Below are 21,533 nucleotides of genomic sequence, written 5' to 3' on the forward strand. Positions count from 1 at the left end.
TCCATCGCAGGGCGGGAGGCCCCGCCACGGAGCGCGGGTCCGCACTCGCCGCCGAATGAAAAAGCCGTCGTTCGCACGCGGCACCACGAGGCCCCCGCGAGCCGCTCAACGCTGCGCGGTGGTCGGCGCGGGGCTGGGCCTTCGATGACATGGCTTGACTCAGCTCGCGCAAGGCTGCAGACGCTCCCCAGGGAACTCCGCCGATGCGCCGGTGGACATCGCCGGAATCCTTCCGCGCGCGGCAGACAGACCATGGAAGGCGCGAACCGCCTGGTTCTTCACCTGTGGCGTCAACGAGGCGAGCGGCACGGCCGAATCCCGTGCCGAGAAGGCATCCTGACCGACACCGTCATCGACGCCTGCCCGCCGATCTGGCAGCCCGTGCCCGACTGGGGCGCGGTCACCCGGCGCGCCCCGGACCTCACCATCCGCACAGCACTCACCCTGCACAGCGACAGCCATCCCATCGAACTCCACCACCCCGGCCACCCCGCGCACACCAGCGGCGACCTGATCGCCTGGCTCCCCGAACAACGCGTGCTGTTCGCAGGGGACCTGCTCTTCCACCGTGTCACCCCACTGGTGTTCATGGGCTCCCTGGACGGCGCTCTCCGCTCGCTGGACTGGATCGCCTCCTTCGCACCCGGGCACGTGGTGCCGGGCCACGGCCCCGTCATCGACGCACACATCCTGCCGGCGGTCCTCGACCAGCACCGCGCGTACTACCGACTCGTACACACCACCGCCCAGACCGGCCTGCGCGACGGCCTCACACCCCTGCAAGCGGCGCGCACCTGCCGCCTCGGCCCCTTCGCCGACCTGCCCGACGCAGAACGCATCGTCCTCAACCTGCACCGCGCCTACGCCGACACCACCGGCCACCCCTTCGACCTCCCCCAGGCATTCAGCGACGCGATCGCCTACAACTCGGGCCCCCTGCACACCCGGGTCTGACCCGGCGTCGGCCTACGGCCTACCTCACGAAGCGTGCATTGCCCCACCACCATTCGAGCCCCTTCCCGAGCTGGCGGGAATCGACTGCGTGCCCCCTCGAAGTCGTCCATCCGAGGGTGCGTTCGGGACGCGTTCGGGACGCGTTCGGGGCACAAGGATAGGAACAGACCGACAAGGACTGAGTAGCTCCGACATAGCTCATCCGGTCTGACCTGCAAAAACGCTAAGGATGAGCGTTGATCGGCAAGGGCCGCCAAGATCCTCAAGGGACTCATAATCCGTCGGCCGTGGGTTCGAGTCCCACCCGCGCCACCAGTGCAGGTCGCTGACGTGCGGAAACGTCCCTTCCAGGGGCGCCGGAACCCCAACTCGGGCTGAACGGACTGAATCCGCTGCTCGCGAGTTCGGGATCTCGTGAGTCTCGTGCTGTTCGGAAGTGCCTTGATTCCTCTGACCTGCGACGGAACAGCTGAGCAAGATTGTTGTTGGCCTCCGGGTCCGCTGTCCTGGGACTCGAAGCCAAGGTCCAGGGACCAGACAGGGACCAAGACGGAGCCGACATGGTGCGTCGCCTGTGTGGGATCCAGGGCCGGGGCACTTCTCATCCACTGGCTGTAGGCCGTCGTCCGCGATGTACCCGGTCGGATGCCGCGCGCACGAGACGTAGTGGATGGTGGTGCGTCTTGGTGCTGTCAGTCGGGACGGCGCGTGTTGCTGATGGCGGCTGATCGGCGATCCCGGTTGTTGAGGGTCCGCTGTGCCGAAGAGCGGTAGTCGCCCTTGCCGCTCATTGATCGTGGCGTCGGCAAGCGCACTGGACTGTCCGGAAACGGCCCGAACAGAAAACGGCCCTGTGTCGGGTCATGCAGCGCGTAGTGTCTCCCCACCCGAACTCGACGCCGCCACACGGCATGTCCGCGACTTCGCCGCCATGATGCGCGACCTGCGCGGTGACCAGCTTCCCGGCTGGATGGACCGCGTCCTCGCCGATGAACTGCCCGCCCTGCACAGCCTGGTGAACGGGTTGCAGCGTGACCTCGATGCGGTTACCGCGGCCCTGACCAGCCCGTGGAGCTCGGGCCAGGTCGAGGGGCAGGTCACGAGAGTCAAACTCCTCAAGCGCATGGGGTTCGGCCGGGCGCACCTCGACCTCCTCCGCCGGCGAATCCTCCTCAGCCCGTGATCACGGACGACGTCACAAGATCGTTGACAGAGCCCGTAATTCCACAGGACAGTTCTCCGCCCCGGCCCCGGTACCACTGGACCACGGACCCGACTTCTACGCCCCGGCGCTGCTCCCCCCGACGGCCGGTGGTGCTGTGGAGCTGGGTCTGGGAAGCCCGCCACCCCGACTGGGCAGCCGCCTCCGGCTGGGCCGGCGTCCTCACCGTCCCCCGCGAACTCACCCCCGCCGACGACGGCACCGGGGGTGGGCAGTGGCGCGGCCGAAGCCAGGGGAGTCGTGGTGAGCGTGGCCGCGACGGGCGCGGGGTACAGCGCGTGACCAAGGCCTCCGGATACGGACCAGCCGAGCCCTCACCAGCGCGGTCGCCCACTTCGGGGCGGTGCGTACCTTGCCCAGCACACGCCAGTTCTTCAGGTGGGCGAGCCTGCAGCGGCAAGGGGCTGTACACCCTGGACGCGGTCACCGGCACCCCCGAAGTGGCGTTCCCAGGCGGGCCGCGACATCGTGCCCGGTGGTGGCCGAGGAGCGTATCCACTTCGGCGCCACCGACCACATGCTGTACACCCTCAAGGCCGACGACGGCCACCTCCGCTGGAAGCTGGAGACAGGCAGCGAGATCACCGGCTCCTCGGTGGTCCAGCGCAGACCCGTGCGTGTCGCGGTGGACGCGGAGAAGGGGACGGCGCGTACGTTCTGAGGGCGGCGGTGGGGGCTCCGGCGGTCCCGGCGATTCCGGCAATCGGAACCGAGGGCTACTCGGCGGTCAGCCCCAGCTGGCTCCGCCATTCGTGAGTGAGCCCCCACAGTTCGGCGACGGGCACCACGTTCTTCGAACGCCGCGCCCGCTCGCCCCCCTCGGCTGCCCACAGCGGCGGGTACACCAGGATCCCCTGGTCCCCGGACAGGTGGGCGACCTGCTCCCGCCAGTCCGGCCAGCGGTTGTCGGCGTAGTAGGCGTCCAGGTCACCGGTGAGCGCCCAGGACAGGAAATCCGAGTACGGCAGCTCCAGGTCGTCCCACTCCAGTGTGTCCGGAGCCAGGTAGTGCACGTCGCCAGGGTCGCCGTCGAACGCGCCGCCGTTGAGCGCGAAGAAGCCGCCGACCGCGTCATGGGCGACCAGCAGAGCCTTGCCGGACAGGCCGAAGGTGTCGACGGTGCCGTCGTTCCATGACCTGAGACTCCCGGACATCCGCTCCGAGCCGGATCCCAGCACCCGCAGCCAGCCGGAGTCGATCAGCAGCCCCCCGGTCTCGTAGGCGATCGCCCCGAGCGGCGAGCGGACGGTGACCTGCAACTGCTGGAGGGTCTGCTCGGCCTGCCGTTCGTCTCGCGGGAGGACCTCGACGCGGTCGCCCGCCGACGCGAGCCATTCCTGGATCATCGGCCAGGCCGGTTCGTCGGTCTCCAGCAGCTCCGCAACTGACTTGCGTGTCACGACTTCCCCTTTGTGCGGTGTAACGACAGTCAACCACGCCCCTCCGGCATCAGCCGGACTGCATCACGAGGTGGACGTCGGAGAAGTCCGCTTCCCGGAGCGCCTGCTCGCGGACGAAGAAGTACAGCATCCCGCCGTCCCCCCACACCATGTCCTTCGACTCGGCGAGCTGCAGCAGCAGCCGCCAGTCATCGGGCGCGGACCCCCGCCCGGTGTCGGCCAGGCACTCCTGCTGCAGGTCGCCCTGCAACTGCCAGGGATGTCCGAGGAGTTGGTGCGCCCCCTCCGCCGCGTACAGCTCGTCGACGCTCTCCAGCAGGTCGGTGTACGCGTCGGACTCGTCCTCGTCGAGGGCGAGTGCCTCCACGGCGGCGGACTCCAGCGGCGGGAGGGTGAGCCGGTGGGCGAAGCGCAGGTTCCGGGGAGCAGGGCTCCCGGCCACCTGTGTCGCGCCGTCGGAGCCTCGAGGGCCGCCGGGACAGTGGATCACCCGCCAACTGCCGGGTTCGGGCGGGTAGTCCTCGAGCGCGGATGCCTGGAAGAAGAACAGCAGCCGGCCGTCGCGGGGCAACTCGCCCGCCCCGTCGAAGGGCCGGAGCTCCGCCGGTCGCAGGTCGGCGAGGAGCGGCAGCGGCTCGCCGCGCCAGGTCGGCCAGTCGAGCCCGGCGGGGAGCCCGGCGGCGGGGCCGAAGGCGGAGCGGTCCGCCGTGGCGCTCTCCTGCTCGGCCTCGGCGACGGCGACGGCCGGCCTCAGCAGACCGGCCAGTTCCTCCGCCGACCGGGCGACTCCGCTGTCCCGGATCAGGGAGTTGATCTGATCCCTCATGGTGACCTCCCGTGGAGGGCCCGGACAGTTCTGCTGTCCGGGCCCGGTCCGTGAGCCGTGGGTTGGTGGGCCAGTGGTCTCGTGGGTTATGGCACGAAATTTATCTGGAACTGCGTGCCGTCGGGTTGGCCGCTCAAAGCCTTGCCGACGGTGGATCCGGATCCCCGGTTGTCGCTGGGGTCGATGGCGCGCACGCTGGCCCCGGCGCCGCCCTCGGCGGTCATGGCGAACGGATACTCGTCGCGGTCCTTGCCCTTCACCCTCTTGTGCCCCTTCAGGGAGAGCTTCCGCCGCTTGTTGCACTTCGTGTCCTTGTTGGCGGTGCCGGGCGGGTCCCTCCGGTCCAGCGTCAGGACCGCCGGCGCGCCCGCGGCGATGGCGTCCTTGATGTGCTGTGTGGACTCGGGGTACTTGGACTCGCTCAGGTCGACCTTGACGACGTTCCCGGCGAGGGGCACCACGTTGTTGCCGTCGCCGGAACCGCTGCCCGCCGCCGGTGCGGCGTGCACCGCGGCCTCGTCCAGGCACGGGTCGTAGCCGTCCTCCTCCGAGGTGATCACATCGCTGATCAGCTCTTCGTTGGCGTCGTTGGTGAGCGTTGCCTGGATCGTGCGGATCTCGCTGTCGATGTCTTCCAGCGCGGTGGTGATGCTGATGTCGTCGTCGCAGTCCAGCGACTCCTGGTCGGTCGACAGGATGGATTCCTGCTGCTCCCACTCGGGAAGCGCGCTCGCCAGGAGATCGTCCAGCCGGAACGCGGCGGTCGTGGCGTTGACGCTCGGACCCTCGTCGCGCATGAGCTTCAAGTCGGCGTCGATGCGGTCGCTCTCGTCCAGGAGCTGCACGTTGAAGGTGTTGGCCACGTTGTGGAGCTCGATGCAGTTCTGCGGGTCGACGATGGCCGCGTCCGCCGAGTTCGAGTCGTCGAGGGTGACGTAGCCGAAGAGGAGCGCTCCGATGACCGCGGGTACTCCGAGCAGGACCATCAGCGGGCGTTTGCGTCGGTGCCCGGCACGGCGGGACGACCTTTCCGATGTTTCTGACTCAGGCATGACAAATCCCCTGTTCTGCGGAAGCGCTCCGCACTGTGCGAGGAGGGAGGCCGGGAATTCCAGGCGGCGGTAACGCTAGGGACTGCCGATGAGGCAGAGTCAGAGGCAAACGTCCCAACCCGTGAGTAAGGTGACGGGGCTCACCGCACCCGATGCCCCCCGGCCGCGCCTCCGTCCCGCGAACAGCTCCGCCGGCCGTTCCCCCGGCAGGTTCCCCAGCGACACGAGATACGGCGCGATGGCCAGGGGCGTGAGATCACGCCGCCTTCTTCGCCGCCCAGCACTCCGCGAACGCGGTCAGACCGGCGCGCGGTCCGTCGGCCTCGCCGACGCCGACCGCCCGGTCGAGCCGGACGACCGGACTGTCGGTCAGGCCCGCCGGCTCGACTTTTGATCTCGGTTCCGCACCCGGCTGGCCGGGCATGGCATGGAACGGGTGGTCTCCGACCGGCTTTTGGAACACTGCAAGGTCGAGGGCCTGGTGGCCGCCGGGGGCAAACAGCGCACCGATTCCACCCATGTGATCAGCGCGGTGCGGGACTTGAACCGTCTGGAGCTCGCTGGGGAGAGCGTGCGGGCGGCGCTGGAGGCCCTCGCGGTCGCGGCACCGGGCTGGCTGGCCGGACAGGTCGATGTGGCCGAGTTCGCCCACCGCTACGGGCCGAGGGTGGACGGGTGGCGCATGCCGTCCTCGCAGACGAAACGCGACCGGCTCGCGCAGGTCTTCGGGCTCATCACCGCTCCGCTGAAGCAGGGAACTCGCATGGTCACCCCTGTCCTGCTGGACCACTCGGCCCAAGCCAAGGCCGCGGCCGGCTTCGACAAGGACGCCTTCACCATCGACTGGAAAGCCCGCCAGGTCCGCTGTCCCGCCGGAAAGAGCAGTGCGCACTGGAACCGGTGAAACAGCACGGCGCGGACGCGATCGTCATCACCTTCAGCGTCCGCACCTGCCGCCCCTGTCCCTTCCAGGAAGAATGCACCAGCTCCGCGCTGGGCCGGCGCGTGCTCACCCTGCGCCCCAGAGAACCGCATGAGGCCCTCGTCCGGGCCCGCGCCGAGCAGAAGACCGAGACCTGGAAGACCAACTACGCCCTGCGTGCGGGAGTGGAGGGCACCATCAACCAAGCGCTGGACATCACCGGCATACGCCGGGCCCGCTACCGCGGACCGCCGAAAGTCTGACGTTGATTCATATGAACATCCTGCGGGGAGATCCGTATTCCATAGTGGTGGGACTCGTGGGGATCCTGCGACAGGAGTGGCGAATTCCCCGTTCCGGAGTCCAAGGCGTAGACGAACACCGCACTTGTTGCTTCACCGCGAGCGCTGCCCCTGGTCGGCCGCCCACCAGCCAACTTTCCCCCACGTGAGGTCAGTGAGTTGAGCCACCGACGTGTCACCAAGAGGACCGGCGTCCTCGCCGCAGCCGCGGCGGCCGCCGTCGCCGCAGCCGCGATCATCCTGCCCGCCGCCAGCGCGAGTCCGGATGCGACTTCGACGGCGAGACCGGCCGTGTCCGCCCCTGCCTTGAAGGCGAAGACCACCGCTGCCCTGTCCGAGGAGATCACCGCCCAGGGTGCCTTCCTCGCCGACGGCGCCGAGGGAAAACCGCTGTGGAGCAAAGCCGCGGACACCCCGCGTTCCCAAGCGAGCACAACAAAGATCATGACAGCTGTCGTGGTGTTGGAGACCTCCGGTCTGGATCTCGAACGCCAGGTCAGTGTCAAACAGGAGTACCGCGACCATGTCACCGAGAACAACGCCAGCACGGCCGATCTGAAGACCGGCGACACACTGACCGTCCGCCAGCTTCTGCACGCCCTGCTGCTGCCGTCGGGCTGCGATGCCGCGTTCGCGCTCGCTGACACGTTCGGCACCGGCGAAACCATAGACGCCCGCACGAAGTCGTTCATCACCGCGATGAACGCCAAAGCCGCCTCGTTGGGCATGACGAAGACCACATACGACTCCTTCGACGGCCTCTCCCCGGACGACAGGACCACACCGCGCGACCTGGCCACCCTCGCCCGGCACGCCATGGCCGACACCACCTTCGGCGACATCGTCAAGAAGCAGAGCACCAAACAGAACGCAGCCAACGGCCGCACCTACACCTGGTTCAACACAAACCAGCTTCTCGGCTCCTATCCCGGAGCCATCGGCATCAAGACCGGCACCAGCACCCCGGCAGGTCCCTGCCTAGTCTTCGCCGCCACGCATGAGGGCCGCACCGTCATCGGAGTCGTGCTCAACGACCCCAACCGTTTCATCACCGCAGCCACCCTGCTGGACTCGGTCTTCCAGTCCGACACCGCAATCACCATGAAGCTGCGTCAGCTGCCGCCGGGGGCCCAGACCGACTGACCGCCCCGGGGTCCCCCAGCAACGCTCGACGACGCAGCGGCACCCGCTCAGAGCGGCCAGGCCAGCCCATGGGGGCCCCGGTCAGCCGGCGCAGTATCACCGCGGTCATCGCCCAGTACACCCGCGACTCCGAACTGCGTGGTAGGTGCTCGTAGTCGCGCACAAGCCTGCGGTGCAGCATCAAGATCCCGTAGGCGCGCTCCACGATCCACCGTTTGGGGATCGGCACGAACCCGGTCCGGTCCGGGTTGGCTGGACGATCTCCACCTCGATGCCCACCGCCTGGCCGTGCGCGGCGACGGCGTTCTTGAAGCCCTGGTCGACCAGGGCCTTCTCCACGGTGTCGGTGTCAGCGGCGACCCTGTCCAGCAGCGCGATGCCTGCGGCGTTGTCGTGCGCGGACGCGGCGAGCACCACCACCGCGATCACCAGGCCCAACACGTCAACAGCCAGGCCGCGCTTGCGGCCCGGTATTTTTTGCCGCGTCACACCCCGTCGACTGCGCGGGCACCCGGCCGCGGCGTGCACGCGCTGGGTGTCGAGCACGACCAGGCTCGGGTCCGCCTTCCGCCGCGCCTTCTCCCGCACCTGCCAGCGCAGCAGGTCGTGGATGGTCTGGTCGGTGCCGTCGTCGCGCCACTTGGAGAAGTAGTACATCACCGCGCCGCGCGGCGGCAGATCGTGCGGGAGCAGGTCCCACTGGCAGCCGGTGCGGCCCTGGTAGAGGAGCGCGTTGACGATCTCCCGCATCTCGTACCGGCCCTGGTGGCCGCTGATCGAGGGGTGTGCGGCCTTCCATGCGGTGATCACCGACTTGATCAGCGCCCACTGCCCGTCGGACAGGTCCGTCTTGCAGGGCTTGCGCTCACTCACGGGTGTCCAGCCCAGCACGCCCGAGCCCGCCGACCGGCTGAGATGCCGCAGTCCCACACGTTCAGGCGACGACAAATCACCTACCGGATCTCATACCGCCCTCTTAGGTATCCGTAAGAGCGCGGTCCCCAGCGACGCTCTAATCCTGGCCTCAGGTTGATCGGGGACAATGAGCGGCAAAAACATCGACTGGAAGGGGGCGGGCCGGCGTGCGGATCATGATCGCGGATGATGAAGCGGCCATCCGTGAGTCGCTGGAGCGGGTGCTCCAGGTCGAGGGTTACGACACCAGCACCGTCGCCAACGGTCTCGCCGTGCTCGACGGGGTCGGTGGGGCCGACGGTGACACGCTGGATCTGCTGATCCTCGACGTGATGATGCCCCGCCTCGGCGGGTTGGAGACCTGCCGGCGGTTGCGGGCCGCGGGTCGGGATCTGCCGGTGCTGATGCTGACCGCCCGTGACCAGGTCTCCGACCGGGTCACGGGGCTGGACGCGGGCGCCGACGACTACCTGCCCAAGCCGTTCGCCACCGAGGAGTTACTGGCCCGGGTGCGGGCCCTGCTACGCCGGCGCACGCCGACCGACGGGGAGTCGCAAATCCTGTCGTTCGCCGACGTCCGGCTCGATCCCGACAGGTTCGAGGCGTGGCGGGGCGGGCGGCCGCTGCGCCTGACCCGGACCGAGTTCTCCCTCCTGCAGGTCCTCATGAGCAACGCGACCCGGGTCTTGACCCGCGACGCGCTGTTCGAGGCGATCTGGGGCTTCGACATGAGCGCCACCGCCAACAACCTCCAGGTGTACGTGAGCTACCTGCGCCGCAAGATGGAGGCCGAGGGTGAGCCGCGATTGATCTACACGCTGCGCGGCCTGGGTTACGTGCTGCGGGAGACTCCTCCGTGAGCAGGCCCGCCGGCCGGGAAACGCGCCGGCTGACCCGATGGTGGCGCCGGCGGTCCCTGCGGACCAGGCTGACGGTGATCGCGGCGACGGCCATCGCGGTCAGCGTGTTCGTGGCCTTCCAGGTGGCCAGCGAACTACTGGGCTGGGAGCTGCGGGACACCGCCGAGAATCAGCTACGCGCCGACTCCCGCGTCCTGGCGACAAACGCGCAGCGCGCCGGTCTGGCGCAGGTCCAGCTACCGCCGTATCCCGGATCCGGTCGGCTGGTGCGGGTCATCCTGCCAGACGGCTCGACCCGGACGCCGGTCGGCCAACCCGCGCTGCCCCCCGTCAGCGAGCACGCCGGGCGCGTGGCGCAGGGCGCGTCGGCCGGCCTGATGGAGTCCAACGACAGCGACGAGGACGGCTACCTCATCTACACGCTGCGGGCAGGCGACGGCGCGGTCCAGGTGGCCCAGGTCGCCGACGACAGCCCGATCAACCAGTTCGGATTTGGCATGCTGCTGATCGGGCTGCTCTGCGTGGTCGGCGGCGCCCTTGTCGGGCGGACCGTGGCGCGGACCGGGCTGGCACCGATCGACCGGCTCACCGCCGCCGCGGTACGTGTCGCGCACACCCGGGATCTCGACGCCGACATCCCGGATGAGGGCGGCGGGGAGATCCGGCGGCTGATCCAGTCGATCAACGACATGCTCGCCGCACTCCGGGACTCCCGGCGGGCCCAGCGACTGCTTGCCGAGGACGCCGCCCACGAGCTCAAGACCCCGCTCACCAGCCTGCGCCTCAACGTCGAGCTGCTGATCCGGCTCGATCGGCGCGGCACCCTGGACAGCGCACTGCCCGCGGAGAGCCGGACCCGGCTGCTCAACGATCTCGGCGCCCAGGTGGCCGAGTTGAGCACCCTTGCCGCCGAGCTGACCGACTTGGCGCGCGGTGACGTCAGTGACGAGAACACCGAGCTGCTCGACCTCGCCGATGTGGTGGCGGCCGCCGCGACCCGGGCACGTTCCCGCGTGCCCGACATCGAGGTCGCGCTCGACGTGACCTCCGTGTGGGTGAGCGGGCGTCCCGCCGCGCTCGAGCGGGCGGTGCTCAACCTCATCGACAACGCCGGCAAGTGGTCCCCCGCGGACCAGCCGGTCCAGGTCCGGCTCCGTGCCGAGAGCGCGTCGGCGGTGCTCGAGGTCGACGACGCCGGGCCGGGCATCGACGCCGCCGACGTACCGCGGGTGTTCGACCGGTTCTACCGTGCCGACAGCGCCCGGGCGTTGCCGGGATCCGGTCTGGGGCTGTCGATCGTGCAGCGGGTCGTCGACGCCCACGGCGGCCGGGCCATCGTCGCCCGCTCCGCACGCGGTGGCGCGCTGCTTCGGGTCGACCTTCCGGCCGCGGCCCCACCCGCCCCGAGCGCGCGGCTCACCGCCGGGGATGACACCGCGGTGCACTGACCCGCCCCGGCGGCGCGGCGCAGGACAAGGGACGGCGGCCCTCGGGCATGGCCCCCGCGCGGCTCACCGTCGGGGCAGGACACCGCGGTGCGCCGACCCCAGCCCCGGCCGCACGGCGCAGGACCAAAGGGCGGCGGCCGTCGCGCCCATGAAGAGATCCGGGGCGGGCCTGGGTCCCCGTCCCGGATCTCGTCCGTGCCGCCGCGCTCACCGTTGCAGCGCGGGCTCCTCGTCGTCGGCGAGCGGCTGTTGACCGTCCGGCAGCTCCGCCGCTGGACGGGACAGCCGGCTCGGCCACCACATCCGCCGGCCGATCAGCAAGGTGAGGGCGGGCACCAGGACCGACCGCACCAGCAGGGCGTCGAGCAGCACGCCGAAGGCCACCAGGAACCCGACCTCGATCAGCATCACCAGCGGAAGTGTGACGAGGACCGCGAACGTGGCCGCCAGGACCAGGCCTGCCGAGGTGATGACGCCACCGGTGGCCGAGAGGGCTTTGAGCATGCCCTCTCTGGTGCCGAGACGCACGGTCTCCTCCCGGGCCCGGCTGGCCAGGAAGATGTTGTAGTCGACGCCGAGCGCCACCAGGAACAGGAATGCCAGCAGCGGCACCGAATTGTCGACACCCTTGAACCCGAGGATCGTGTCGAAGACGAACACGCTGCCGCCGAAGGCTGCGGCGAATGAGACGATCACGGTGGCCATCAGGACCAGCGGGGCCAGGATCGCGCGCAGCAGCAGCCCGAGGACGATCAGGACGACCGCGAGCACCAGCGGGATCACCAGCTTCTCGTCGCGCTTGGTGGTCACCTCGGTGTCGAGGTTCTCCGCACTCGGCCCGCCGACGATCGCCTCCGCCCCGCTCACCGCGTGCACGGCGGTGCGCACCCGCTTGATCGTGTCGTACTCTGCGACGGTGTCCGGCGCGTCCTTCGGGAACACGGAGATGTTGGCCCAGCCACCGCTGGTCTGCTCCGGGATGGCCAGGGCCACACCGCGAGTGTCCTTGACGATGTCGAGCACCCGCTCCTGGTGCGCCGGCCGCGTGAAGATCGTCATCGGCTGGCCGCCGAGCTCCGGGAAGTGCTGGCGGAGAACGGTGAAGCCGGTGACCGACTCAGGCGCGGACAGGAACTGGTCCTGCTCCCGCAGGGCGCCGGTGTTGCCCGCCAGCCCGATGGCGAGCACGCCGAGGACTCCGAGCGAGCCGAGCGTCGCCACCCACCGGCGGCGGCTGATGGCGGTGCCGAGCCGTCCCCACAGCCCCGGCTTCTCCTCCACGGCCGTGCTGAACCGCGGGATGGCCGGCCAGAAGATCCGCCTGCCGAGCACCACGAGCACCGCCGGGAACAGCGTCAGCATGGCCACCAGCGCGCACAGGATGCCGGCCGCACCGATCGGGCCCAACCCGCTGGTGCTGTTCAGGTCCGCGACGAGCAGGCAGAGCAGGCCGGCGACCACGGTGGCCGCGGACGCGACGATGGCCGGCGCCGCGCCGCGTAGCGCGTGGACCATCGCGACCCGGACGTTCTCATGCTGGTGCAGTGCCTCCCGATATCGAGCGATGAGCAACAGCGCGTAGTCCGTGCCGACGCCGAATACCAGGATCGTCAGCAGCGCCGAGTTCTGGTCGTTGACCACGATGCCGAAGCCCTTGACGAGCAGGTAGACGGTCCCCATCGAGGTCAGTGCGGCCGCGCCAACGGCCACCAGCGGGATGATCCACAACACCGGGCTGCGGTAGGTGAGGATGAGCAGGAGCGTGACGACGACGATGGTGGTGAGGAGGACCTGCACGTCGATGCCGTCGAAGACGGCATCCATGTCGCCGTCGATCGCGCCCGGGCCGGTCACGTCGAGTTCCAGGCCGGAGGGGCGGTCCTCCGCGGCGTCACGCAACGGGCCGACGATGTCCTCCGGTGCGCCGTAGGCCGTGCTCACCTCGAGGGTGAACATCATCGCCTTGCGGTCGGTGGAGGGGCTTGTCGGTGAGCCCTCGTCGTCCTCGCCGGCCGCCGTCGCCTTCGGCGGGTACCGCTTGGCAAGGGTGTTGTAGTGGCGCTCGACCGTCGCGCGGTCGGCGTCGGTCATGCCGCCGGCGCGGTGGTACACGAAGACGAACGTGTTGTTGTCACCGCCGGGGAGACTGTCGTCCAGCACCGCCACCTTGGTGGACTCGGCACTGGCCGGCAGGGTGTCTACGGCGCTGTCGGTGGTGACCGAGCTCAACTTTCCGCTCAGCGGGACCATGCCCGCCGCCAGCACCAGCCACAAGCCAATCACTAACCACGGCACCCACCGGCCTGCCAACCGACCGGCCGGCGCTTCCCCGGACGGCGCTGCGTTGACTGCCATCACTAGCCTCCTACATACGGGTTGCATCGCTTATCTGGATGCCTAGTTCCTACTGAGCGAACCTGAGACGACTGTTAATACGGTGCTCAGGCCGGTTGGCCGAACCATGTGCCCAGCGCACGCACCAGCGTGGTGGCGTCGAGGTCCTGCCCGGCAGGCAAGGCCCAGGCGACACAGCCGTCGGGCCGGATGAGCAACGCGTCGACGTCCACCCGGCCCGTGCGGGCGGTGACGGTGTTGACCCGTCCGGTCCACGCGGCCGCGGCGTCGCGGACCTCCGCGCGGTCGACGAGGTCGAGCAGGAGCCCACGACCCTCACGCAGCAGGTCCGCCGACCGGGTCACCGCGGTGACGACGTCCGGGTCGGGCCGCTCCAGCGTCAACTTCATGTCCGGGCACAGGGTGCCGACGAGCCGGTGGTCGTCGCCCAGGTCATACCGGACGTCCATGCCGGCGAGCATGTCGGCGACGTACCGGTGGGCGTCGCCGAGGTCCATCAGGTCGGAGCCGTCGAGGCGATGGGCGACGCCCTGGCCGGCTCCGGCACCGGCAAGCCGCTCGTCATCGCCTCGGGCACGCTGATGCTCGCGCTCGGCGGCATCAGCGGACGGGCCGGCACCGAGGCCGACTTCGTACCGTCCGGGCCGCGGATCGACACCGAGAACGCAGTGATCGCGATGGCCGAGCGCGGCGTGCGCTCCTCGGCCGTGCGGCTGCCTCCGCTGGTGCACAGCGACCTCGACCATCACGGCTTCACCCCCGCGCTGATCGGCTTCGCCCGCGCCAAGGGCTACTCCGGCTACCCCGGCGACGGTGCCAACCGCTGGCCGGCCGGCCACACCCTCGACGCCGCCCGCCTGTTCCGCCTCGCGCTGGAGAAGGCCCCCGCAGGTTCCCGCCTGCACGCCGTCGGCGACGAGGGCATCCCGCTGCGCGAGATCGCCGCGGCCATCGCGCGCAACCTCGACGTCCCCACCAAGTCCGTCCCCGCCGAGGAAGTGCCCGACTACTTCCAGTTCCTCGCCACCTTCATAGGCCTCGACAACCTCACCTCCAGCGCCCGCACCCGTGAGCTCCTCGGCTGGGAGCCGGCCCACCCCGGCCTATCGCCGACACCGACGCAGGCCACTACTTCGCCCGACTTGTATGGGGGTAGCGGTGTTCGTGATCCCGGGTTCTGCCGCTGACCGGGTTCGTCGGCGGTGAGCGGCAGGCGAGATCAGCGATGCCGCCGAGTTGCACGGAGAGGTGTCGTGCGTCCGGACTGCCGGGATGGGACCTACAGCCGCGCGGCGTTGCCGCGGAGCCCGAGCCTTGTGATCGTGCGGCGGAGTGCGGTGCGGATCGCCTGCGTCGTCGACGGGTCGAGCGGTGTGGCGAGGTGGTCGATCTCCAGACCCGCGATGACCGAGAGAATGATCTCTGAGTCCGTCTCGGGATCGTCCGAGCCGAGCCGGCTCGCGACGTGGCTGACCTGGATCTGCAGCGCCTGGCGCCACGCCCGCGAGACGCGCGCGAGATCCGGCCTGCGGGTTGACTCGATCAGGAACTCGTACTCCGCGACCAGGCTCGTGCGTGCCTCGGTCAGACCGTGGTGGATGAACGCCGTGAGGTGCTCGGCGATGTCGTCGGCATGGTCGCCGTTCTCGACACCCGCGAAGGCGGCGAGGACCCGGTCCGCCTCCCGGCGCGTGTGCAACTCGAACGCCTCAAGGATCAGATCGTCCTTGGTCTTGAAGTAGTACCCGAGAGCTCCGAGCGGCAGCCCCGCTTCCGCCGCGATGGCACGCATGGAGAGCCCGGCGAGTCCCTTGTCCCCGATGACCCGCAGGGCTGCTTCGAGGATGGCCGCTTTGCGGACCCCGCCGCGCTCGGTCAGGGCGGGGGTGTCTCGTTGCTGGGCGGATTCGCCGGGCCGGCTCATGTCTGTCGTCGTCCTTCTCGCCTGTGGGTGACCGCCGGGCGTCGCCCGACGGCAATGGCCGCACGGTAGCAATCGGGGGCAACCTGCCTGCGTGGTGCGCCGCGGCATCCTGTCGCTTCACCGGTTGAACTGGAACGAACGTACCACTCGGATCAAGAAAAGTCGGCGGTTCAGCTCGGGTCCGTGATGGGTCTATCCCCTTGCAATGCAGGTGAACTGACCATTGCCGTGCGGTCTTGCTTCCCTTACTGTGACGAACGTTCAACTCAGTTACGCCATGAGGCGTCCAGGGATTCGAGGGTGGGCACCACATGAACCCGACCAACGCCGACGGCCGGCCCGTCGCGATCATCACCGGGGTCGGCAGTGCATCCGGCATCGGTTTCGCCTGCGCCAAACGATTGGCCGACGACTACTCGCTGCTGATCACCTCGACCACCGGGCGGATTCACGAGCGGGTGGCCGAGCTGGCGGGGAGCTGCCCCGTCCGTGGGGTCGCAGGCGATCTCACCGATCCCCGGTTCGCCGAGTCGGTGGTGGCTGAGGCGCTGGATGCCTTCGGCCGGATCGACGTTCTCGTCAACAACGCCGGCATGGTCTCGGTGGCCGAGCCCGAAGATCCGTCCAGCCTCGCGACGGCCTCCGACGGGCAGTGGCGTTCGGCGCTCTCACGAAACCTCGACACCACCTTCTACATGACCCGCGCCGCGCTCCGGCCGATGCTCGACCGCCGGTACGGCCGGGTGGTGAACATGTCGTCGCTCTCGGGTCCGGTGATGGCCTACAAGGGCGACGTCGCCTATCACGCGGCCAAGGCCGGCCTGATCGGTCTCACCCGCTCGACAGCCATGGACACGGCTTCGCGGGGGATCACGGTCAACGCCGTCGCACCTGGCTGGATCGCGACCGGGGGACTCGACGAGCACGTCGACGCCCTCGGGGCGGCAACGCCGGTCGGTCGTGCCGGGCGTCCCGATGAGGTGGCCGCACTGGTGGCGTTCCTGGCCTCGCCGGAGTCGTCCTACGTCACGGGACAACTGTTCGTGGTGGACGGCGGCAACTCCATCCAGGAGGAGCGCGGGCTGAGCCCGGCAGGCGGTCCCCTGACGCTGTTCGCGCAGTAGCCAACTATTCGCACATTTTGCCTAGTTCGCCCGTGCTGCCCATCGCCAAGAGGAGCGAAGGATGGACCTGAACTATCTGTCGGCCGACGAGATGCTGGGGGCGTTTCGGCGGCGCGAGCTGTCCCCGGTGGAAGTCCTGGACTCCCTGATCGAACGGGTCGCCAAGACCAGCGAGGTCAACGCGGTCGCCGAGGAGATGTTCGACGAGGCCCACGATGTCGCGCGGGCTGCCGAGGCCAGGTACGCGGGGAAGGGCCCGGCGCCCCGGGCGCTCGAAGGCGTCCCGGTCGCGGTGAAGGAGGAGATGCCGATCGCCGGCAGGTCCCATCGCTTCGGCTCCCTGCTGACCGAAGGCAACGTCGCGACGCAGACGCAGCCGATGGTCCAGCGACTGATCGACGCCGGTGCGGTCCTGCACCTGCGGACCACGACGCCGGAGTTCTCGATCGCCGTGACCACCCACTCCGAGCTGTGGGGCGTCACACGCAATCCATGGAACCTCGACTACAGCCCCGGCGGTTCGTCGGGCGGCTCGGGTGCGGCACTGGCTGCCGGACTCGCCCCACTGGCCACCGGCTCCGACATCGCGGGCTCCATCCGGGTTCCGTCGGCTCTGTGTGGCGTCGTCGGGTTCCGACCCCCCTACGGACGGGTGCCGTCGCTGCCGCCGCTCAGTCTCGACACCTACTGTCAGGACGGGCCGATGGCCCGCACGGTCACCGACTGTGCTCTCTTCCAGAACGTCATCGCCGGACCGGACCCCGTCGACCACGTCTCGGTACCCGCTGCTCCACCGCTCCCGACGACCTTCGGATCGTGTGCGGGACTGAAGGTCGCGCTCGCGGTCACCATCGGTGACTTCCCCGTCGTTCCCGAGGCGGCGGCCAACGTCGAGCGATTTGCGAGCGCCCTGCGGGACGCCGGAGCCGAGGTGACCCCGGCCGAGATCCCGATCACCCGTCAGTCGATCATGGCCACCGCCATGGCGCACTACGGCCTCCTCCTCGGGCCGTCCCTATTGGAGTGGGCGCCGGCTGACCATCCGCGCTGGTCCCGGAACGTCCTCGATGTCGTCGAGGCGTGCGGGGCAGCCCTGGAGAACATCGGCGCCCTGCGGATCGCGGAAGAGGAAGGCCGCATGCACGCCGTGCTCGCCGAGATCCACCGCGACCACGACGCCATCATCTGCCCGACCATGGCCACCACCGGCTACCCGGCGGACGCCACGTCCGCGGAATCCGTCGAGCTCGCCGAGGGCGTGCGGTTCGCCAACATCGTGAGCCAGTGCCTGACCCAGCTCTTCAACATCGCGAGCCGCCATCCGGTCCTCAACGTGCCCTCGGGTCGCGCGGGCAACGGGGTGCCGACCGGCGTGCAGATCGTCGCCCGACCGTTCGACGATCTGACCGCGTTCCGCCTCGGGGCGGCCGCCGAAGCACGTCTCGGCCTCTGGAACGACCCGGACTGGCGGCCGAAGCTGGCGCACCATGGCTGAGGCACAACGGTCGTTCACCGACGAAGGCGCGGTGGACGTGGCCGCCTCCGCCGCACCTGGAACACCCGCCACTGAAGCCGGCATCGAACTGCATCACGTCGATCCGGTGCCCGAATCCCACCGACGAGGCCGCCCCCGCGACCTCTTCCACGTGTGGTTCGCCTCCAACCTCAACGTCGGCAACGCCATCTTCGGCGCGATCATCTGCTCGGTCTGTCGCAATATCCCGCTGGCGCTGCTCGCCGCCGTCATCGGCAACCTGGTCGGTACCGTCCTCATGGCCCTGCACTCGATCCAAGGTGCCAGGCTGGGGATTCCCCAACTGATCCAAAGCCGCGGCCAGTTCGGATACCTCGGCGCCCTGGTACCCGTCGTGGTGGGGTCCGTCATGCATGTCGGTTTCACGGTCTCGGTCTCGCTCGCGGGCGGTATCGCGCTCAAGGTGGCCACCGGCGGGCGGATCCCGCTGCCCCTGGCCATTTGTCTGATCGCCGCGCTGAGCGTGCTCCCCGCACTGATGGGAAACCGAGCCATCCACGTCGTCGCTCGCTACGCGACGTGGCCGCTCGCCATCAGCCTGATCGTCGTCAGCGGCTACACGCTCGTCCGAGGGGGCGACGTGGCGGCGACGTCCGGTCCGGTGTCGCTCGCGTCGTTCCTCGCCGGCACCGGAGTCGCCGTGACGTTCGCGCTCACCTACGCCACCGCCGTCTCGGACTACTCGCGCTACCTGCCGAGCGACGCGTCGGGCCGGGCGGTCTTCTGGTGGACGGCGGCCGGGGTGTTCCTGTCGTCCACCTTCTGCTGCGTCATCGGTGTGCTGCTCGCGGCCAAGTTCGCTGCCGCGGACGTCTTCCAGAGCGCCAGTGCCGCGCTCGGCGGTGGCGCTCTCGCCACTGTCGTCCTGGTGGTGACCGCGCTGGGCCTGGCCGTGACGGCCAGGCTCCCGCCGACGCCCTGCGGATCGCGGGCCGGGTCGCCGCGGTGGTGGTCGCCCACCCCGGTGCGATCACCTGAGCGGACGTTCCGCTGCTGCCGGCCGGGTGAGGAACTCCGGTCACGGGACTGTGCTCCGCTACCGGCCGGGCCGTGGGGCTGGCATCGCTCCGACCTGCGCGGACATGTTGGTCCGGCGCCGGGTCAGGCCACCGTGGGCGGCGTGTACGAGGGGTTGGACGCCGAATTCGGGACGTCGGCAGGACGCGAGAATCGGCAGTGCTGTCCGGTGACCTTCGAGTACGCCCCGCCGCCGGGGGTCGGCGGGTCGGTACGGCGGTCCACTCGAGTGCGCCACGACCCGAGCCGGGTGCCGGGGAAACGGCCCAGTCCGTGGGCCGGGTGCAAGTGCACGGAACGAGGGCCGCTCGTCAGTGGGGCGTCGCCGCGATGCCGCCGCCGGGCAGTGCGGTCGGCGAGGTCTTGGTGCCCGTCCGTCCGTGCGACCGCGCAGGCTCTACTGCTGATGGCGACGGAGCCCCGTCACACGCTCGCCACCGGGCCCCCGACGACATCGGTCGACTCACACTCGCGCAGGGATGCGGACGACCCTCAGGGAACGCCCGCCGATGCATCGGTGATCGCCGGGATCCTTGAGCTGAAGGCAGGCAGACGTCCGCGCCGGAATGCGCCGGGGCCGCCGGCGGCAACCGCCGACGACCTGCTGGCCTTCCCGATCGAGTCGGAAACCGACGAGACCGTCCTGCCCGTCGAACTCACCGCATGGCCTCAGAACCAGATCACCGAGGGCCGTCGGTACACCACCTCGGCGGACGTGACCTGCCGCGGGAGCACCCGGCCGGTGACTGCGGCGATGGGCTCGAAGTCCCGGTTCCCGTGCAGGAAGGCAGTCCCCGCAGCTTGACCTGCTGTCGTGGGACTGCCCTCAACGATCGGGCGTCTCCCTGCGCGGTGGTAGGTAGGGGTGGCGGGTTACGGGAGCGTGGTCCACTTCTGGTTGTTCTGGCCGTTGCAGGTCCACAGGATGACTGGGGTCCCGCTTGCGGTGCCGGCCCCGTTGACGTCGAGGCACAGCCCGGCGTGGACGTTGCGGATCGACCCGTCGGCTTGCGTGGTCCACTTCTGGTTGTTCTGGCCGTTGCAGGGCCAGATGATGACCGGCGTGCCGTTGGCGGTGCCCTGGCCGGAGGCGTCCAGGCACTTGTCGCCGTAGACGCGGATCTCGCCTCCGGCCCACGTGGTCCAGAGCTGGTTGGCGGCGGTGTGGCAGTCCCAGATCAGCGTCGTCGTCCCGGCCGCGGTGGAGGCGCGATCCACGTCCAGACAGCGGCCGGACCCGGTACCGCGCAGCCGCGAGGTGGTCGCGGCCAGCGGGCTGCCGCCGGTCATCTTGAACACGGCGACGCCGTGCGCGGGGACGCTGGCCGAGACCTGACCGGAGGTGCTGGACGTGCCGCCGGTCCACAGGTCGGTGAGGGTGAACGGCCCGCCGCTGCGGCCGACTTGTGCGGCCGTGGTGGTCACGGTCGCGGTGCTCTCTCCCCGGTTGAGCAGGCCGACGGCGACCGAGCCGTCGGACAGGGGCTTGGCGAACACCTCGGTGCTGCCGTCGTCGCGCACCCGGCGTCCGCCCGCGCCGAGCGAATCCTGGTTCACCGCGAGCAGGCGGGGGTTGCGCAGGATCGCGCTCACGTCGGCGGACATGGTGCGGATGTCGTTGCCGGCCATGAGCGGGGCGCCCATCAGCGACCACAGGGCGAAGTGGGAGCGGGACTCCGTCAGTGACAGGCCGGGTCGGCCGACGACCAGCATGTCGGGGTCGTTCCAGTGGCCCGGGCCCGACTGGGCGGCCAGCGGCGCGGTGACGTCCAGGACGTTGCCGACGCCCATCGGATAGCTGTTGGTGTTGGTGTTCTGCCAGATGTCGAGCAGGTCCTCGGTCGTCCGCCACAGGTCGGCGACCTCGCCCCAGTTGTACTTGTCGCCGGTGGGGGAGTGGAAACTGTTGGGATTGATGCTGTAGACGATCGGCCGCCCCGTGGCGCGCAGGGCGTCGCGCATGATGGTGAACTGTGCGATCTGCTCGCTGAGGGTGCCGCTGCCGGAGCACCAGTCGTACTTGAGGTAGTCCACGCCCCACGAGGCGAATGTAGCGGCGTCCTGGGCCTCGTGGCCCTTGCTGCCGGTGGAGCCGGGGTAGGTGCCCACGCCCTGGGCGCACGTTTTCTCGTTGGGGGCCTGGTAGATGCCGAACTTCAGGCCCTTGCCGTGGATGTAGTCCCCGAGTGCCTTCATACCGCTGGGGAACTTGGTCGGGTTGGCCCGCAGGTTGCCCGCGCTGTCGCGCTGCGGGTCGAACCAGCAGTCGTCGACGACGACGTACTGGTAGCCCGCGTCCTTCATGCCCGAGGACACCATCGCGTCGGCGGCCTGGCGCACCTGCGCCTCGGTGATCCCGCACCCGAAGCTGTTCCAGCTGTTCCACCCCAGCGGCGGGGTGAGCGCCGGGCTGCCCGGTGCGGCCTCGGCGGTCGTGCCGGCGGAGGCGGTGACGCAGGCGGTGAGCGTCAGCGCGGTGGCTGTGAGGAGACGCAGCAGTCGTCTGTGTATGGGAACCATGGGGGTCCTTCCTGG

18 protein-coding genes and 3 pseudogenes are annotated in these 21,533 nt (G+C 69.6%); 12 read left to right on the top strand and 9 right to left on the bottom strand.

The features are described from left to right. Window positions 1–252: 252 nt before the first annotated feature. The 3 genes and pseudogenes from EF387_RS13965 to EF387_RS50000 all read left to right on the top strand — a co-directional run. The gene (locus tag EF387_RS13965; protein WP_238431502.1) at window positions 253–954 is read left to right on the top strand and encodes an MBL fold metallo-hydrolase; all 702 of its coding nucleotides are present in this window, start codon (window positions 253–255) and stop codon (window positions 952–954) included. Between the two features lie 853 nt (window positions 955–1,807). Continuing rightward, entirely contained in the window at window positions 1,808–2,137 is a 330-nt protein-coding gene (locus EF387_RS13970) for a transposase (protein ID WP_128376841.1), read from the top strand. Between the two features lie 362 nt (window positions 2,138–2,499). Then, window positions 2,500–2,837: pseudogene (locus EF387_RS50000) on the top strand (outer membrane protein assembly factor BamB family protein); the annotation flags it as partial. A 55-nt stretch (window positions 2,838–2,892) separates the two neighbouring features. On the opposite strand, the gene EF387_RS13985 reads toward EF387_RS50000, so the two are convergent. From EF387_RS13985 to EF387_RS14005, 4 genes and pseudogenes are all read right to left on the bottom strand, one after another. Further along, complete coding sequence (locus EF387_RS13985) at window positions 2,893–3,576, bottom strand: DUF2625 domain-containing protein (RefSeq protein ID WP_202918249.1); 684 nt, start codon at window positions 3,574–3,576, stop codon at window positions 2,893–2,895. Window positions 3,577–3,625: 49 nt separating this feature from the next. Next, the gene (locus tag EF387_RS13990) at window positions 3,626–4,402 is read right to left on the bottom strand and encodes a YwqG family protein (RefSeq protein WP_128376842.1); all 777 of its coding nucleotides are present in this window, start codon (window positions 4,400–4,402) and stop codon (window positions 3,626–3,628) included. Between the two features lie 86 nt (window positions 4,403–4,488). Beyond that, entirely contained in the window at window positions 4,489–5,454 is a 966-nt protein-coding gene (locus EF387_RS13995) for a NucA/NucB deoxyribonuclease domain-containing protein (protein WP_128376843.1), read from the bottom strand. Between the two features lie 283 nt (window positions 5,455–5,737). Further along, a pseudogene (locus tag EF387_RS14005) lies at window positions 5,738–5,839 on the bottom strand (RNA polymerase subunit sigma); the annotation flags it as partial. Window positions 5,840–5,881: 42 nt separating this feature from the next. On the opposite strand from EF387_RS14005, the gene EF387_RS47090 reads away from it, so the two are divergent. The 3 genes from EF387_RS47090 to EF387_RS14015 all read left to right on the top strand — a co-directional run bounded on the left by EF387_RS47090 (window position 5,882) and on the right by EF387_RS14015 (window position 7,821). After that, window positions 5,882–6,358, top strand: coding sequence for a hypothetical protein (locus EF387_RS47090; protein ID WP_162467132.1), 477 nt, complete (start codon window positions 5,882–5,884; stop codon window positions 6,356–6,358). Further along, entirely contained in the window at window positions 6,355–6,639 is a 285-nt protein-coding gene (locus EF387_RS47095; RefSeq protein WP_162467133.1) for a transposase, read from the top strand. The genes EF387_RS47090 and EF387_RS47095 overlap by 4 nt, the downstream gene beginning before the upstream one ends. 279 nt (window positions 6,640–6,918) lie before the next feature. Continuing rightward, window positions 6,919–7,821 carry a D-alanyl-D-alanine carboxypeptidase family protein gene (locus EF387_RS14015; RefSeq protein WP_420802569.1) on the top strand — a complete coding sequence of 301 codons (903 nt, stop codon included), beginning with the start codon at window positions 6,919–6,921 and terminating at the stop codon, window positions 7,819–7,821. Between the two features lie 73 nt (window positions 7,822–7,894). Here the strand turns inward: EF387_RS14015 and EF387_RS14020 are convergent. Next, window positions 7,895–8,694 (bottom strand): annotated as a pseudogene (locus EF387_RS14020) (IS5 family transposase); the annotation flags it as partial. A gap of 209 nt (window positions 8,695–8,903) precedes the next feature. On the opposite strand from EF387_RS14020, the gene EF387_RS14025 reads away from it, so the two are divergent. Together EF387_RS14025 and EF387_RS14030 are read left to right on the top strand one after the other, a co-directional pair. Beyond that, window positions 8,904–9,596 carry a response regulator transcription factor gene (locus tag EF387_RS14025; RefSeq protein ID WP_128376845.1) on the top strand — a complete coding sequence of 231 codons (693 nt, stop codon included), beginning with the start codon at window positions 8,904–8,906 and terminating at the stop codon, window positions 9,594–9,596. Further along, window positions 9,593–11,044 (top strand): HAMP domain-containing sensor histidine kinase, encoded by a 1,452-nt coding sequence (locus tag EF387_RS14030; RefSeq protein WP_128376846.1) that lies wholly within the window; start codon window positions 9,593–9,595, stop codon window positions 11,042–11,044. Before EF387_RS14025 ends, EF387_RS14030 begins: the two co-directional genes overlap by 4 nt. Window positions 11,045–11,251: 207 nt before the next feature. On the opposite strand, the gene EF387_RS14035 is transcribed toward EF387_RS14030, so the two are convergent. Both EF387_RS14035 and EF387_RS14040 read right to left on the bottom strand, forming a co-directional pair. After that, a complete protein-coding gene (locus tag EF387_RS14035; protein ID WP_128376847.1) occupies window positions 11,252–13,399 on the bottom strand; it encodes an MMPL family transporter in 2,148 nt (715 codons plus the stop codon). 86 nt (window positions 13,400–13,485) lie between these two features. Continuing rightward, window positions 13,486–13,848 carry an aromatic-ring hydroxylase C-terminal domain-containing protein gene (locus tag EF387_RS14040; RefSeq protein WP_128376848.1) on the bottom strand — a complete coding sequence of 121 codons (363 nt, stop codon included), beginning with the start codon at window positions 13,846–13,848 and terminating at the stop codon, window positions 13,486–13,488. Here EF387_RS14040 and EF387_RS14045 point away from each other — a divergent pair. Next, a complete protein-coding gene (locus EF387_RS14045; protein ID WP_128376849.1) occupies window positions 13,816–14,586 on the top strand; it encodes a Rossmann-fold NAD(P)-binding domain-containing protein in 771 nt (256 codons plus the stop codon). The genes EF387_RS14040 and EF387_RS14045 overlap by 33 nt on opposite strands. 92 nt (window positions 14,587–14,678) lie before the next feature. Here the strand turns inward: EF387_RS14045 and EF387_RS14050 are convergent, their stop codons facing one another. After that, complete coding sequence (locus EF387_RS14050; protein WP_162467134.1) at window positions 14,679–15,323, bottom strand: TetR/AcrR family transcriptional regulator; 645 nt, start codon at window positions 15,321–15,323, stop codon at window positions 14,679–14,681. A gap of 311 nt (window positions 15,324–15,634) precedes the next feature. Between EF387_RS14050 and EF387_RS14055 the strand changes: the two genes are divergently transcribed. The 3 genes from EF387_RS14055 to EF387_RS14065 all read left to right on the top strand — a co-directional run bounded on the left by EF387_RS14055 (window position 15,635) and on the right by EF387_RS14065 (window position 19,803). Continuing rightward, entirely contained in the window at window positions 15,635–16,447 is an 813-nt protein-coding gene (locus tag EF387_RS14055) for an SDR family NAD(P)-dependent oxidoreductase (protein WP_128376851.1), read from the top strand. A gap of 61 nt (window positions 16,448–16,508) precedes the next feature. Further along, window positions 16,509–17,942: an amidase gene (locus tag EF387_RS14060; protein ID WP_128376852.1), complete on the top strand. Its 1,434-nt coding sequence runs from the start codon at window positions 16,509–16,511 to the stop codon at window positions 17,940–17,942. Further along, window positions 17,935–19,803: a purine-cytosine permease family protein gene (locus EF387_RS14065; protein ID WP_128376853.1), complete on the top strand. Its 1,869-nt coding sequence runs from the start codon at window positions 17,935–17,937 to the stop codon at window positions 19,801–19,803. Before EF387_RS14060 ends, EF387_RS14065 begins: the two co-directional genes overlap by 8 nt. Window positions 19,804–19,871: 68 nt before the next feature. Here the strand turns inward: EF387_RS14065 and EF387_RS14070 are convergent, their stop codons facing one another. Further along, the gene (locus EF387_RS14070; RefSeq protein WP_128376854.1) at window positions 19,872–21,518 is read right to left on the bottom strand and encodes a glycoside hydrolase family 27 protein; all 1,647 of its coding nucleotides are present in this window, start codon (window positions 21,516–21,518) and stop codon (window positions 19,872–19,874) included. Between the last annotated feature and the right edge of the window lie 15 nt (window positions 21,519–21,533).

Source organism: Streptomyces cavernae, assembly GCF_004023625.1.
In the GTDB taxonomy this organism is placed as follows: domain Bacteria; phylum Actinomycetota; class Actinomycetes; order Streptomycetales; family Streptomycetaceae; genus Streptomyces; species Streptomyces cavernae.